The organism is Serinicoccus profundi, assembly GCF_008001015.1.
Lineage (GTDB): Bacteria > Actinomycetota > Actinomycetes > Actinomycetales > Dermatophilaceae > Ornithinicoccus > Ornithinicoccus profundi.
The window spans coordinates 3,401,533-3,416,470 of record NZ_CP042862.1 but is presented as its reverse complement, the minus strand read 5'-3'; the positions used below and the strand labels follow the sequence as shown (position 1 = coordinate 3,416,470).

10 protein-coding genes and 1 pseudogene are annotated in these 14,938 nt (G+C 69.1%); 7 read left to right on the top strand and 4 right to left on the bottom strand.

The window, feature by feature from the left end:
• The first annotated feature begins 200 nt into the window (after nt 1-200).
• Nucleotides 201-3,302, top strand: coding sequence for a hypothetical protein (locus tag FA582_RS16010; protein ID WP_010147225.1), 3,102 nt, complete (start codon nt 201-203; stop codon nt 3,300-3,302).
• Nucleotides 3,303-3,407: 105 nt separating this feature from the next.
• Here FA582_RS16010 and FA582_RS16005 read toward each other — a convergent pair whose 3' ends face one another.
• Nucleotides 3,408-4,754, bottom strand: a complete 1,347-nt coding sequence (locus tag FA582_RS16005; RefSeq protein WP_010147224.1) for an MATE family efflux transporter — start codon at nt 4,752-4,754, stop codon at nt 3,408-3,410.
• A gap of 353 nt (nt 4,755-5,107) precedes the next feature.
• On the opposite strand from FA582_RS16005, the gene FA582_RS16000 reads away from it, so the two are divergent.
• Nucleotides 5,108-7,765, top strand: a complete 2,658-nt coding sequence (locus tag FA582_RS16000) for a replicative DNA helicase (RefSeq protein ID WP_010147223.1) — start codon at nt 5,108-5,110, stop codon at nt 7,763-7,765.
• Nucleotides 7,766-8,052: 287 nt separating this feature from the next.
• On the opposite strand, the gene FA582_RS15995 is transcribed toward FA582_RS16000, so the two are convergent.
• Nucleotides 8,053-8,676, bottom strand: a complete 624-nt coding sequence (locus FA582_RS15995; protein ID WP_010147222.1) for a transposase — start codon at nt 8,674-8,676, stop codon at nt 8,053-8,055.
• A gap of 129 nt (nt 8,677-8,805) precedes the next feature.
• On the opposite strand from FA582_RS15995, the gene FA582_RS17315 reads away from it, so the two are divergent.
• The 5 genes from FA582_RS17315 to FA582_RS15975 all read left to right on the top strand — a co-directional run bounded on the left by FA582_RS17315 (nt 8,806) and on the right by FA582_RS15975 (nt 12,113).
• Nucleotides 8,806-9,198 (top strand): alcohol dehydrogenase catalytic domain-containing protein, encoded by a 393-nt coding sequence (locus tag FA582_RS17315; protein WP_237707497.1) that lies wholly within the window; start codon nt 8,806-8,808, stop codon nt 9,196-9,198.
• Between the two features lie 9 nt (nt 9,199-9,207).
• A complete protein-coding gene (locus FA582_RS15990; protein WP_237707496.1) occupies nt 9,208-9,972 on the top strand; it encodes a zinc-binding dehydrogenase in 765 nt (254 codons plus the stop codon).
• Between the two features lies 1 nt (nt 9,973).
• On the top strand, nt 9,974-10,543 hold the full coding sequence (locus FA582_RS15985) for a type 1 glutamine amidotransferase domain-containing protein (protein ID WP_010147221.1): 570 nt from the start codon (nt 9,974-9,976) through the stop codon (nt 10,541-10,543).
• Nucleotides 10,540-10,842: a putative quinol monooxygenase gene (locus FA582_RS15980; RefSeq protein WP_010147220.1), complete on the top strand. Its 303-nt coding sequence runs from the start codon at nt 10,540-10,542 to the stop codon at nt 10,840-10,842. The genes FA582_RS15985 and FA582_RS15980 overlap by 4 nt, the downstream gene beginning before the upstream one ends.
• A 140-nt stretch (nt 10,843-10,982) precedes the next feature.
• A complete protein-coding gene (locus FA582_RS15975; RefSeq protein WP_010147219.1) occupies nt 10,983-12,113 on the top strand; it encodes an NAD(P)/FAD-dependent oxidoreductase in 1,131 nt (376 codons plus the stop codon).
• A gap of 181 nt (nt 12,114-12,294) precedes the next feature.
• On the opposite strand, the pseudogene FA582_RS15970 reads toward FA582_RS15975, so the two are convergent.
• Both FA582_RS15970 and FA582_RS15965 read right to left on the bottom strand, forming a co-directional pair.
• Nucleotides 12,295-13,619, bottom strand: a pseudogene (locus FA582_RS15970) (ISL3 family transposase).
• A gap of 988 nt (nt 13,620-14,607) precedes the next feature.
• A complete protein-coding gene (locus tag FA582_RS15965; protein ID WP_003941073.1) occupies nt 14,608-14,919 on the bottom strand; it encodes a putative quinol monooxygenase in 312 nt (103 codons plus the stop codon).
• Nucleotides 14,920-14,938 lie beyond the last annotated feature (19 nt).

Here is a 14,938-nt window from a genome sequence, read left to right as displayed (position 1 = left end):
GAGCAAGCGTGGTCCGCACGATGCACCATGGCCATGGTGGAGCGTAGGGACTCAGCTTGCTCAGGTTGTCCTGGAGCAACGCCTGCTTGCTCAGGTTGCCCGGACGCAACGCGGTCGGCTGATCTCCACCTGCAGGTATCCACTGCGCACGACAGGGCTCTCATCAGCACGCGACACCGCGAGAGACCACCTGGAGTGCCATGGCCCCGACGACCTTGCCCCGCCGCACGCTGATCCTGCTCACGATCTGCGGTGCACTCCTCATCTCCCTGACCGAGATCGACCGGCTCATCCGGATGGTCCAGGCGGGTCCGGAGGGGTTCTCCCTGGGGCTGGCCGAGGTGAGCTCGCCCCGGCTGCCGCTCCCGGTGCCGTGGTCGACGTCCCAGCCGTGGCTGGCGATCCACCAGCTCGCCGCGCAGCGGGACGACACGGGCACCCTGGTGGAGTCCGCCGTCACGGGGCAGGCGGACCTCCTCGTCGGGGTATGGCTCGGGCTGGACGTGGCCTTCGCGCTGACCTACGGGCTGCTGCTGTGGCTCCTGCTGCGCCGCGTCCTGGCGCGTGGGGCCGTGCCGACGCACGCCCCGCTGCGGATGCTCACCTGGCCCCGGCCCTGGCTGGTGTGGGCGGCGGTCGCTGCCGACCTCACCGAGAACGCCCTGCTGGCCCTGCTCGTCCTCGGTCCGGCCGGCGAGGCGCCACCCGGGCTGCTCGTCGGAGCCGCCGCGTGGGCGAGCGCCGTGAAGTGGGCGCTGGTGCTGGCCGTGCTCACCCAGCTCGCCTACTGCCTGCTCGGCACCCCCGTCGGCCGCACCTGGCTCGGGCGCCGCGGCCGCGCGGTCTATGCCCAGCGCTTCTCGGCGCTGGCCTTCGCCCCGGTCGCGCTGCTGGCCCTGGTGCCGGGCAGCGGCATCCTCGACCAGCTGCCGGACATCCAGCGCACGTGGTTCGCCACCGGTGACGGGCGCACGCTCGTGCCCGGCTGGGTGCACGCGCTGCTGGCCTCCGTCCTGCTGCTGCTCATCACGCTCGGCCTGGTCCTGCTCGGGCGCCTCATGGCCGACAACGTCGCGCGCCGGGTCGTCGCGGACCCCGACGACCTCGTGCATCGCCCCGCGCCCGCCCTGCGCCAGTGGCTCTTCGGTCCGGTGCTCGTCCTGGCCCTGTGGGGCTGGGTGGCGCTCGAAGGGACGGGTGGGGTGCGGTGGGTGTCGCTGGGCAGCTTCGTCGCCGTCCCGGTGCTCATCGTCGTCGGGTCGTGGCTGACCGGCCGCCGCGCGCCGGGGCTCGCCGCTCCCGCCCCCTCGAGGTATGACGCGGCCACCGCCGCGCAGGTCCGTCGCCTCGGCGACATCCTCGCCCTGAGCGGGCTGGTCGTCGGGTCGCTAGCGCTCATCCGGTCCCACCTGGTGCTGACCGTCCTCGGCGAGGGCACCCCGCTGCAGCGGTGCCTGCCAGCCCTGGGCCTGGCGGCCGCGATCTGCGTCTGGTGGGTGGGGCCGCGCGTCATCCAGCGGCTGCAGGGCCTGCCGGGCGTCGGCGACCTCTTCACCCCCGGTGAGGGCACGAGCACGGTCGTCGCAGAGGACGCCGTCGGCGCGTGGGGGCAGCCCACGCAGCCCGGCTCGCGGCGGCTGTGGCGGCTGGCCTGGGCACTCATCCTCGTGAGCACCGCGGTCCTGCTGGCCCTGCTCGTGTGGCCGGTCCGGCTGTCGGCCGTGCTCGGCGTCATCGGGGTGGTCATGCTCGGGCTGGGCGCCCTCATGCTCATGATCGGCTCGAGCGTGGTGCTGCACCAGTTCTACGCACCACCGCAGATCTTCTGGTGGCCCGCGCTCAGGCTCCGCGAGGCGCCGGTCGCGATCCTGCTCACCGCGGTCGTCGTCGCGGCGCTCATCCCCGGCAGCAGCTACCAGCTGCACGGCATCCGCGGCTCGCTCGCCGGCGACGCCGACACCCCGGCCCTGCGCCCCGCGCCCCTGTCGGAGGTCGTGGGCGACTGGCTGGAGCGCACCGATGACTGCCAGGTCCAGACCCCGCAGGGACCGGCCCGGCCGATGGTCCTCGTCGCGGCCGAGGGAGGCGGGATCCGGGCGGCATACTGGAGCGCGGCCGCCCTCGAGGAGATCCGCGACCACACCCCCTGCGGACTCGACGGAGTGCTCGTCGCCAGCGGCGTCAGCGGGGGCTCGGTCGGGCTGGCGGTGAGCAGGTTCGCCGACGACCAGGCCACGGCCGTCGACGAGGTCTGGACGATGGGTGGGCCGGACGCGCTGGCGCAGGGCAGTCTCGGTCTTCTGCTGCGCGACCCGGTGTATGCCGTCACCGGCCTGCCCGCCGGGTCCGACGCCGAGGGCGAGGGCTGGCACGACCGGGGCGCGCTCATGGAGCTGTCGTGGGAGAAGAGCGCTCCGGGGCTCGAGGCCGACTTCCTCGACCCGCCGCAGGAGCGCGCCGAGGGTGAGCTGAGCGGTGCGCTCGTGCTCAACTCGACCGCGACCTCCTCGGGCTGCCGGGTGCTCGTCAGCCAGGTCGCGCTCGGCTCGGGCCCGGTCTCCGACTGCGCCGACCTGGGCTCTCCGCTGGCCTACAGCCGTGACTTCTATGCCGACTACCTCCCGCCGGAGGGCGAGGCCGCCACCGGCGAGAGCGACCACTGCGTCGGGTCGGTGCCCGCGTCGACCTCGTCGATGACCTCCGCGCGCTTCCCCTACGTGACGCCGTCGGGCGTGGTGGGCCCGTGCGGTGACGCGCCGCAGGCCCAGCTCATCGACGGTGGGTATGCCGAGGGCAGCGGGCTCGGGACCGTCGTCGACCTGGCGCCCCGGCTGCTGGCGCAGGTGGCCGAGCAGGCCCCGGACGCCCGCGTCGTGCCAATCGTCGTCTACCTCGACAACGGCCGCGGCAGCGACCTCGTGCAGCCGCCGCCGGAGCCGGTGGCCGAGGCGCTCGTCCCGCTCATCGGCAACAGCAACGCCGCGACCACGCAGAAGGGCACCTCGGCGCTGCTCCAGCGGGCGCACGAGCTGACCACCGCGGTGCGCCCCGACCTCCCCACGGTGTATGTCGTCACGCAGGCCAGCCGTCCCGCGGTCGAGGCGCCGCTGGGCTGGGTCCTGTCGCCGGCCAGCCGGGAGGACATGCTCGGTTCCCTGGACGAGCGGGTGGCCGAGGCGACCCGGCACTGCCAGGAGGACACCGAGCCCGGCGAGGCGCCGGTGGAGGGCAGGCCCGCGCGCTACCCCGGTCTCGCCGAGCTGCTCGTGGCCCTCGACGGGTGCACGACGCTGCGGCGCTGAGTGGCGGTCTCCGCCGCAGACCTGGGCAAGCCTGGACCGCACGCTGCACCATGGCCATGGTGCAGCGTGCAGACCCACCTTGCTCAGGTGCCCAGACGGCACGCCTCAGCGCTCGGCGCCGACGACCATCCAGGCCTCGCCGCGGGCGCGCCACCACAGCAGCAGGGCGCGCGCCGTCATGAAGCCGGTGAAGGCGATCCACAGCCAGACCAGCCCGGTCGTCCCCTCCGCACCGCTGAGCCGCACGCCCAGGACCATGGGCAGGTAGGCCAGGGTCGCGGCGGTCTGGGCCCACGCGAGCCACCGCGTGTCTCCGGCGCCGATGAGGACGCCGTCGAGGATGAAGGCGATGCCGGCGATCGGCTGCCCGAGCGCGACGACGATAAGGGCGGCGGCGAGCGCGGTGCGCACGTCGGGGTCCTGGCTGAAGCCGAGCGGGATGACGCGGTGCAGCACGAGGACGAGCAGGGTGAGGGCGGCGCCGAACCACACCGACCAGCGCAGCATGAGGGTCGTGGCGGCGCGGGTGCCCTCGACGTCGCTGGCGCCGAGGGTCTTGCCGGTCAGCGCCTGGGCGGCGATGGCGAGGGCGTCGAGCGCGAAGGCGAGCGTCGACCAGACCGTCATCGCGACCTGGTGGGCGGCGAGCTGCTCGTCGCCGAGCCCGGCGGCCGACCACGTCGTGACGAGCAGGGCCGCGCGCAGGGCGATGGTCCGCACGAGCAGGGGTATGCCGCCGCGCGCCGCCCGCAGCACGCCGGCCCCGTGGAAGGTCAGCGACGACCCCAGCCGGCGCGCCCCCCGGACGACGATGAGGACGAGGGCGAGCGCCATACCGGTCTGGGCGATGACGGTACCGATCGCGGCACCCGCGATGCCCCACCCCACCCCGTGGACGAGGAGGAGCGACAGCGCGGCGTTGGCGGTGAAGCCGACGACAGCGGCGACGAGTGGCGTGCGGGTGTCCTGCAGGCCCCGCAGGACGCCGGTCGCGGCGAGGACGACGAGCATGGAGGGTATGCCGAGGGCCGACCAGCGCAGGTAGGTCACCGCCTCGGCCGCGACGTCGGGGCCCGCCCCGAAGACCTGCACCAGAAGCGCCGCGAAGAGCGCCGTGCCGACGGCACCGAGCGTGCCCAGGAGCAGGGCCAGCCAGATGCCGTCGACCCCGGCGCTGATCGCGCCCCGCTGGTCGCCGGCGCCGAGCCGCCGGGCGACGACCGCGGTGGTGCCGTAGGCGAGGAAGACGAAGATGTTGACGGCGGTGAGCAGCACCGCGCTCGCGACGCCGAGACCGGCGAGGGCGGAGGTGCCGAGGTGGCCGACGATGGCAGAGTCGGCGAGCAGGAAGAGCGGCTCGGCGACGAGGGCCAGGAAGGCCGGCACGGCCAGCCGCAGGATCTCCCGGGCCTGCCCCGCGGACCCCGCGTCCGACTCTCTCCGACGTCTCACGGGACCGAGTCTGTCACCCGCGCGGGAGGGTCCCGTGGGGCAGGAGGGGGGATGTGGGCAGGCGGGGTGGAAGAAGTTTTTATCCACAGGTTGTGATGAGTTGCATCCCAGGTCAGAGGGGGTCTGTCGATAAAACTGCCTCGATGTCCACACTCGTCGTCCACAGGGGGTACTGGAGAGTTGTCGTCCTGTCCCCACGTCGTCCCCAGGCTGTCCACACCCTCGTGCACAGGGGGATGGTGCGCGGCGGCGAGGTTGGCCGTACGGTGACTCGGTTGTCGGTTGGCGTGAGGTCTGTCGGTGCTCGGTGCTGGACTGGGCCCCACGCAACATTTCGAGGGTGTGGAGACAGTATGGCGCTGAGCGAGATGGAGGTCTACGGGCCACCCGACCAGGGCTCCGGGGGTGGTCCCGAGGATCGCCTGCCCCCGCAGGACGTCGCCGCCGAGCGCAGCGCCCTCGGCTCGATGATGCTGTCGAAGGACGCCATCGCCGAGTGCTCGGAGATGGTCAAGGCCCACGACTTCTACCGCCCGGCCCACGAGAGCATCTTCGAGGCCTGCGTCGACCTCTACTCGCGCGGCGAGCCGGTCGATGCGATCACCGTCGGCGACGAGCTGACCAAGCGGGGCGACCTGCAGCGGATCGGTGGCACGGCATACCTCCACCAGCTCATCGCCGAGGTCCCGACGGCGGCTAACGCCGCGTTCTACGCCGAGATCGTCGCCGAGCGCGCGGTGCTGCGCCGGCTCGTCGACGCGGGCACCAGGATCGTGCAGATCGGCTACCAGGGCGGTGACGTCGAGGACATCGTCAACGCCGCCCAGGCCGAGGTGTATGCCGTCGCCGACAAACGTGGCGGTGAGGACTACCACCCGCTCGGCATGCTCATCGAGCCCACGATGGACGAGATCGAGCACGCCGCCGGGTCGTCGGGGGAGATGACGGGGGTGCCCACCGGCTTCACCGAGCTGGACGAGCTGACCAACGGCCTGCACCCCGGGCAGATGATCATCATCGCGGCTAGACCGGCTGTCGGTAAGTCGACCATCGCATTAGATTTTGCCCGCGCGGCCGCCATCAAGCACCAGATGGCGACCGTTGTGTTCTCGCTGGAGATGAGCCGCACCGAGATCACCATGAGGCTCCTGTCGGCCGAGTCGGAGATCCCGCTGCAGAACATGCGCAAGGGCAACATGCGCGACCGCGACTGGACCCGCCTGGCCGAGACCCAGGGCCGGATCACCGACGCGCCGCTCTTCATCGACGACAGCCCCAACATGTCGCTCATGGAGATCCGCGCCAAGTGCCGCCGGCTCAAGCAGCGCAACAACCTGCGCATGGTGATCATCGACTACCTGCAGCTCATGAGCTCGGGCAAGCGCGTCGAGTCCCGTCAGCAGGAGGTCGCGGAGTTCTCCCGTGCACTCAAGCTTCTGGCCAAGGAGCTCGAGGTGCCGGTCATCGCGCTCTCGCAGCTGAACCGTGGGCCCGAGCAGCGGACGGACAAGAAGCCGCAGATGAGTGACCTGCGTGAATCGGGGTGTCTCACGGCTGACACCCGAGTGCTGCGTGCTGACACCGGCGCCGAGGTCACGCTGGGTGAGCTTCACGAGCAGGGGGCGACGGACGTCCCGGTCTGGTCGCTGGACGAGTCGTTGCGGTATGTCCGGCGCCACCTCACCCACGTGTTCGCGACGGGGACGAAGCCGGTCTTCCGTCTGACGCTGACCTCCGGCAAGACGGTGACAGCGACCGAGAACCACCCCTTCCTGACCTACGACGGTTGGAAGCAGCTCGGCGATCTTCGCGAGGGTGACCGCATCGCGGCGCCCAGGCACGTGCCGGCCCCCGAGGTGCATGAGCCGTGGGACGACGACAACCATGTGGTCCTGCTCGCGCACATGCTCGGCGACGGCTCGATGCTCAAGCGTCAGCCGATGCGCTACGCCTCGATCGATGAAGAGAACCTGCGCGCCGTGACGACGGCCGCCTTGTCCTTCGGGGTGGTGGCGGTGCGCGACGAGTACGCCGCCGCTCGGTGCACGACCCTTCGTCTCAGGGCTCCGTTCCGTCTGGCCCGCGGGAGACGGAACCCGATCGCCGAGTGGCTCGATGGCTTGGGAGTGTTCGACAAGCGAAGCCACGAGAAGTTCGTCCCAGATCCGGTGTTCCGGCTCTCGAAGCGCCAGATCAGTCTCTTTCTCCACCACCTCTGGTCGACGGACGGCTCGGTCACGGTGAACAAGCACCAGAGCGGCGGCCGCATCTACTACGCCTCGACCTCACGTCGGTTGGTGGATGACGTCAGTCGCCTGCTGTTGCGGTTCGGGATCTCGACCCGGCTGCGGACGGTGAAGAAGTCTGGCTATCGGGACGGCTATGCGTTGGACATCTCTGGAGTCGACAGCCAACGGCGCTTCCTGCAGGAGATCGGTGTCTTCGGGGGACGGTCTGCATCTGCGGCGCAGTTGCTGGAGGTCATCCGGGAGCGCCAGGCCAACACCAACGTCGACACCGTGCCGCGAGAGGTATGGGGTGACGTGCGTCGCGTCATGGGTGAGCGCGGAATGACGACGCGTGAGTTCCAGGCAGCTGTGGGCACGCAGTACTGCGGAAGCACCTTCTACAAGCACGCGCCGTCTCGGGAGAGGCTGGGGCAGATCGCCACGGTCCTCGACAGCGCCGAGCTGGAGCTCTACGCGGTGAACGACGTCTTCTGGGATCAGGTCCGCTCGGTCGAACTGGTCGGGGTAGAGGACGTCTACGACGCCACGGTGCTCGGCGGCCACAACTTCGTCGGAAACGGCATCGCCGTCCACAACTCGATCGAGCAGGACGCGGACGTCGTCATCCTCCTGCACCGCGAGTCCCTCTACGAACGCGAGTCACCCCGTGAGGGAGAGGCTGACGTCATCGTGGCGAAGCACCGAAACGGGCCCACCGACACGGTCGTCGTGGCCTTTCAGGGCCACTACAGTCGGTTCACCAATATGGCGAGCAACTTCTAGGCACTTGTTGTCGAGATGTAGCGAAGATGTCACAAACGAGGTTCGTATGTGTCATAAACTGCACGTTATGGGTTACTGTTGGTTTGCGTTACGCTCGGTCATCCATCCGACGGAGGACTGATCGTTCGTGACCGACCTCCGTCCTCACCCCCGGCCTAAGCCCGAGTCGCTGCGAGAGGCCATCGCCCACTCCCTGTGGGAACACGTGAAGGCCTACGACCTCGGTGCGGTCTGCGAGAGGCTGGGCCTCGAACCCACCCGTGACGGTGAAGACCCATGAGGGCTCTTCACAATGGAGGGTGTAGTCGGGGCCTGAGCCTCGATCCGCCGAGCGGGTTTCGTGAACGTCGTCCGGAATGTCGGAGATCGGTCTGGGAGGTGGGTCCGGGTTCGGGGCAGGGGGAATTCGCCGGTCTGCCCGGCTCTTCCACGTGGGGTCGTTCCTCGTAGGGGCAGGGGCGGGGTTCAGCCGCGGCGTAGGCGGCGTCGTGGAGGCGTTGCCAGGCGTCCTGCCAGGGCCGGTGCATGGGCAGGTGCAGGTGGAGACGTCGGGCGCGGTTGGCGATCCGGGCCGGGATCTTGATCAGCTGGTCCCGGATCGTGGCTGGTCGGGCACGGGCGTGCCGGGCCGAGGCCAGGACGCCGGCAGCGCGGTTCAGGTTGAACGCGATCGCGGCCAGCACCGTCCAGGCACCGTTGGTGCAGAAGGACCCGCTGGGGGCGTGGGCGAGCGGGCCGGACTTCAGGTCGGCCATGACCTGCTCGACGATCGCGTGGTCGCGGTGGGATGCCTCCGCGCCCAGCATCGACAGGGTTGAGTCGGTGAACACGGCGTGGTGGCGCCAGGTCGCGAACAGCTCGTCCTGTCCTGTGCTGGTCGCCGTGGGGTTGAAGCGCTTGACGCGGCGCACGATGAGCCGGGCGGTGACTGTCAGGTCGAGAGCGGCTCACCCGTGAACCCGGAGGTGTGGCTCGGCGCGCATCTTGTCGGTGGAGCGCGTAGGTTCGGACAGTCACCCCGCAACGCTTGGAGGTTCACTATGAAGGCTGTTGTCTATCAGGGACCGCGCGATGTCGCAGTCACGGATGTTCCGGACGCCGAGATCGAACGGCCCACCGATGTGCTGGTCAAGGTCACGACGACCAACATCTGCGGTTCGGACCTGCACATGTACGAGGGGCGGACCTCCTTCGAGAAGGGCCGGACGTTCGGTCACGAGAACATGGGAGAGGTGGTGGAGGTCGGCCAGGGCGTGGAGAAGGTCAAGGTGGGCGACCGGGTCGTGCTGCCGTTCAACATCTCGTGCGGGTTCTGCAAGAACTGTGAGCGCGGGCTCACGAACTACTGCCTGACGACGCAACCCGACCCATCGGCCGCCGGTGCGGCCTACGGCTTCGCCGAAATGGGCCCGTACGGTGGCGGGCAGGCGTAACTGCTCCGGGTGCCCTTCGGCGACCACAACGCGCTGCGCCTGGGTGAAGACGCGCAGGACAAGGAGAACGACTACGTCATGCTCTCCGACATCTTCCCCACCGGCTACCACGCCACCGAGATGGCCGGCGTGATCCCGGGCGACAGCGTCGTGATCGCCGGGGCCGGCCCCGTGGGACTGATGGCCGCCCTGTCCGCGACGATCAAGGGCGCCGCGAAGGTGATGGTGGTCGATCGCCACCCCGACCGGCTCGCGCTGGCCGAGCAGATCGGAGCGATCGCCATCGACGACTCCAAGGTCGACCCCGTGCAGGCTGTGCTGGACGAGACCATGGGGCTCGGAGCCGACCGTGGCTGCGAGTGTGTCGGCTACCAGGCCCACGACCCTGAGGGCAACGAAGACCCGGCTGCCACCTTGAACATGCTCATCAACTCGGTCCGGTTCACCGGCGGGATCGGCACCGTCGGCGTGTTCGTCCCCGAGGACCCGGGGGCCAAGGGCGAATTGGCCAAGCAGGGCAAGGCGGCCATCGACTTCGGCACCCACTGGTTCAAGGGACAGACCATGGGCAACGGTCAGTGCCCGGTCAAGAGGTACAACCGCCGGCTGCGAGACCTCATCGCGGCTGACAAGGCGAAGCCGTCCTGGATCGTCTCCCACGAGATCTCGCTGGATCAGGCTGCCGACGCCTACAGGAACTTCGACTCCAGGTCCGAGGGTTGGACCAAGGTCGTCATCAAGCCCGGCATGTCAAACGGAAAGAAGGCAAACTGATATGGCAGCAGATCTTCAGGGCAAGAGGGTCGCGATCCTCGCCGCCGACGGCGTCGAACGCGTTGAGCTCGAGCAACCCCGCGAAGTACTGGACCGCGCGGGCGCTCAGACCGAGGTCCTCTCGATCCACGACGGCGAGATCAAGGCCCGAAAGAACGACCTGGATGAAGCGGGCACGTTCACCGTCGACGGGCTGGTCGCCGACGCCTCGGTGGGCGACTACGACGCCCTGTTGCTTCCCGGCGGCACGGTTAACCCCGACCAGCTCCGGGTCGACGAGGGCGCCGTTTCCTTCGTCCGCGGCTTCGTCGAGAGCGGCAAGCCGGTGGCGGCGATCTGTCACGGGCCGTGGACGTTGATCGAGGCCGGCGTGGCCGCGGGTCGCACCCTGACGTCGTACCCGAGCATTCGCACCGACCTGCGCAACGCCGGCGCCGACGTCGTCGACCAGGACGTGGTGATCGACAAGAATCTCATCACCAGCCGCTCGCCGGAGGACCTGCCGGCGTTCTCCGAGGCGATCGTGTCCCACCTCGCGGGCACCACGACAAACGAAGAGGAGAAGTCATGAGTGTGACCAAGGGACTGCTGGTCAGGTTTGACGCGCTGCCCGGCAAGGAGGACGCCGTGAAGGAGTTCCTCGACAGCGGCCGTGCGCTTGTCGAGGACGAGCAGGCGACCACCGCGTGGTTCGCGATCCGCCTCGGGCCGACCTCGTTCGGGATCTTCGACGTGTTCCCCGACGACGCCGGACGTGACGCCCACCTGTCCGGTCCTGTTGCGGTAGCTCTCGGCGAGCAGACCGGCACGTTGTTCTCCGAACCCACGATCGAGAAGCTGGACGTACTGGGCTCCAAACTCCCCGCCTGACACCACAGACCGGGAGTACTGGCCCAGACAGGAGGGGTCGCTGCACGCAGTAGCTTCGGGCTGACACAGCCCGCTGACGACGTCGCAGCGGCCTCTCTTGCGTCCATTGCACGTCCCCCTACAGATTGCTATGAACTGTCATGAAGAACTTGAATGACGGCGCCGCCGAGGCACACTCACCCGAAGTTGCCGTGATCGGGGGCGGGATCGTCGGTCTGTCGACGGCGTACGCGCTGCGAGAGCAGGGCGTGCCGGTGCGGTTGTACGAGGCTGGTCTGCCCGGGATGGGTCAGTCCGCAGGCGAGTCGCGGATCTTCCGGCATGCCCACGACGACCCGCGACTCGTCACTTTCGCGCGCGAAAGCCGCGGCGTATGGGATGAGTGGGCCGAGCACTTCGACGTCGAGCTGGTCTCATCAGACGGCGTCGTGGCGATCGGAGACAGCGCCCTGGCGCGGCTGCGGGTTCTCGACCAGGTCGGCGGCGTGGAAGCGCACGAGATCGACCCGGCCGAGGTCGCCCAGCGGATGCCGCTGCTCGCTGGCTACTCAGGGCCAGCGGTGCTCGACAAGTCGGGCGGCGCGATCCGCACCCGCGCCGCGATCACGGCACTCACGGGTGCTCTCGCAAATGCGGTCACCACCGGTGAGGTCATCTCCATCGATCCCCGCGCCGACGGGACGGTCGAGGTGCGCAGCGTCACCGACCGGGCTGTCTACTCCAAGGTGGTCGTGTGCGCCGGCCGCGAAACCGCCCGCCTGGCACGCAGCGTCGGCCTGTCGCTGCCGGTTCGCCTGGCGGCACACGTCCGGCTGACCTTCGACGTGAAAGACGCCGCCCCGGCACGAGTCGCGTGCCTGCAGGACAGTAGCGGCGTCTTCGGCGAAGTCGGCGTCTACGCGACGCCGCTACCGGGCAACAGCAACTATTCGGTCGGACTAAGCGACACCGTCGGCGTCCGCGACGACGGAACTTTCATCGACCCGGCGGCGATTCGATCGCTGGACGAACGCGCACGTGAATACGTGACACGGGCGCTGCCCGGTCTCCACCCAGAGCCGCGCGACTTCCTTCACTGCTGGGTGACCGACCTCCCGTGGAGTGAGGACGGCGTGGCCGTGTGGGAGGCAGGCTCTGTCTTTTTTGTGGCCGGTCACAATTTGTTCAAGCAGGCACCTGCGCTGGGTCGCGCTCTTGCCCGGGCTGCGACCGGAGGCGGTCTCCGCGCCGAGCTCACGCCCGAAGCGCGCCTCGGCGAGGTCCAGGGCTAGAAGCGTTTGATACGTCAGCCCCTTGAACTCATAGCCGACGTTCTCCAATTTGAACACGCGATCGCCATGGGTGCCGTCATAGAATCGGCGTAAGGTCTCCAGTCTTTGCTGTCCGTCGAGAATCGATAGAACATTGTCGGTCCGCTTCACCAGAAATATCCCGGGCAACCAGATAACCGGCTCATCCCAATCGGGGGTGTAGAAGTTGGGGTCTGAAGCCGCCGGTCTCGAGCAGGCTTCGGGCGATGTAGTTGGTCAGGTTGCGGAACCCGAGTGCGGAGCCGCGCAGGTGTTCGAGCCGTCCGTGGAGCGCCTCGGTCGGCCCGTTGCTGGTGCCGGGTCGTTCGAAGTAGGCGAGCACGTCGGCGGCTCGCTTCTTCAGGGTCCGGCCCAGGGTGGTGAGCTCGGTGAGCACCTTGGGGACGCCGGCGCTGAGGTCGGTGATCAGCTTCTCCATGAGCTCGCGGCCACGTTGCCGGTCCTCGTGGCGATAGGCGGCGATCATGCGCTGGTAGACACCCCAGGTCGCCTCGACCTCGACGTGAGCGTCTCCAACGAACAGCGCGCGTAGCCTGTCGCTCTGCTTGTCGGTGAGCAGGTCCGCGCCGGTGTGCAGCGTGCGCCGCGACTTGTAGAGCGGGTCGTCCCTGAACCCACGGTGCCCGTGGATCGCGAGTTGGACCCGGCGCCGGCACCTGTCGAGGGCGTCACCGGCCAAGCGCACGACGTGGAAGGGATCCATCACCGTGACCGCGTCCGGGATCTCCTCTGCAGCGGCGGTCTTGAACCCGGTGAAGCCGTCCATCGCGACCACCTCGACCGCGTCACGGAAGGCGTCGTCGCGGTCGGCGAGCCAGGTCTTGAACGCCGCCTTCGACCGGCCCTCGACCATGTCCAGCAGCCTTGCTGGGCCGGCGCCATCGCGGACCGGGGTGAGGTCGATGATCACGGTGACGTACTTGTCGCCACGCCTGGTGTGGCGCCAGACGTGCTCATCGACGCCAATGACCTCACGCCCTCGAACCGCGTGGGGTCGTTGATCAGCAGCCGCTGGCCTTCGGCCAGGACCGCGTTGTTGGCGGTGTCCCACGCGACTCCGAGTCCCTCGGCGACACGGGCGACGGTGAGGTGTGCGACCACGATCCCTTCCAGCGCCCACCGCAGCCCGGTGCGCGAGAGCTTCGCGCGTGGCTCCGCCGCGGCGCTGGGGTCTTGGCGCCACACGTGTCCGCAGTCGGCACAGCGGTAGCAGCGCACTACAACTTCCAGCACGGTCGGTCGCCAGCCCAGCGGCTCGTGGGCCAACCGCCGGATCACGGTGTCACGAGCAGCGCCTTCGCTGCCGCACCGTCGGCACCACTGATCTGGTTCCACCATGCGGCACGCGAGGACCGCACGATCCGGTTCAAGTCGTTGTCCGGTCACGCTCAGACCGAGGCCGTCGAGTCGAGCGAAGGCGGTCAGGTCAGGGCGGCCGAGGCCGGCCGGCGGGGTAGCGTCGGTCACGTCGAGGTCTTTCGGATGGATGGCGTAGGAACCTCCGTCGTCGGGAGACCTCGACGTCTATCTGCGGACCGACGCGCCCGGCCAACCTACACCGTCATCTGGGAAGACCCCTGAAACGTCTTCGACGACGACGGGACCGGCTAGGAGGAGGGCGCGGTGAGCTAAAAGAATGGAGCTTGCTCGGCGTCGCCGCCGCAAGCTCCGGTGAAACGGTCGGTACTGGTCGGTCGTCGTCGGTCACCACCGGATGGCGGCGCCCCCACTCTCGGCGTTTGCGCAGGTCAGCGGCTCGTTCGCCCAGTGGGCGCATCAAGCGATAGACGCAAAGCCGACGTGATTAGGTCGTCGGTTCGATTCCGACAGGCGGCTCTGGCGAACAGCCCCTGACCTGCGGAAACGCAGGGCAGGGGCGGTTCGGTTTTGGTGGTCGCGCGATGCGCTGGCCTCACGGCTCTGCCCGACACCGACGTCGCTCTCCTCTACGACGGACCCCTCGCCGGCTGAGCGCTCGCGGCCGGCATCCTGTCCGTGTGCCGATAGGCCTCGCTCCGCTCGGCAACGCGGCGTGGCGTTGTGTCGCGACCTGTACGTGCGAGGTGTCAACGGTGCGTCGGCGCAACGATCGTTGTGTGCGCAGCGAAATGTTCCATGCCGCACGGGCGACGCGCACGAACGCAACGCCCCGGAACGCCAACGACCCGTCATCGCTGCGACGCGCAACGCGTCTCCCGTCACGGCAACGGATCGCAACCGAGACCCGCCCACGGCGCCTAGCGGGACGGAGGGCAAGTTGACACAGTTGCGCTGCCATAGAACCGCGCTGGCTCTCTCGATGACCACCGGTGAACCAGTGCCGCTCCAGGCTTGCGCCTGGTGTTGCCTGGCCCCCCTCGTGATCGGCCCATCGGGGATCGTCAACGTGGTGCGGGTGTCGAGGCGGTCGGGTCCGACGGCTCGGCGGGGCGCGATCGTCTCGTGCGTTGGCGGACTACGGGAGCTTGGACGCGAGGACGTCGGCCGCCAGGATCTCGGGTGCTGCGCCGAGGAGGTGCTGGTTGGCCATCAGGGCTGCGACGATGGCGCCGTTGGCGTGGGCGTCGCGAGCGGCCTCGTCGGGGAATGCATCGAAGATCCAGAAGGTGTCGGCGTGGGTCCTGACCGCGAACCAGACAATCGTTCCTACTTCTTCGTTGGCGAGTGCGACAGCGCCGGCGAGCAGATCGGCGAGCGCGTCGTGCTGTCCATCGGCCGCGACGATCTTGGCGACGAAGGCATACGGAAGTGATGCGGGTGTGGACATGAGGGGTTCTCCTAGGTGT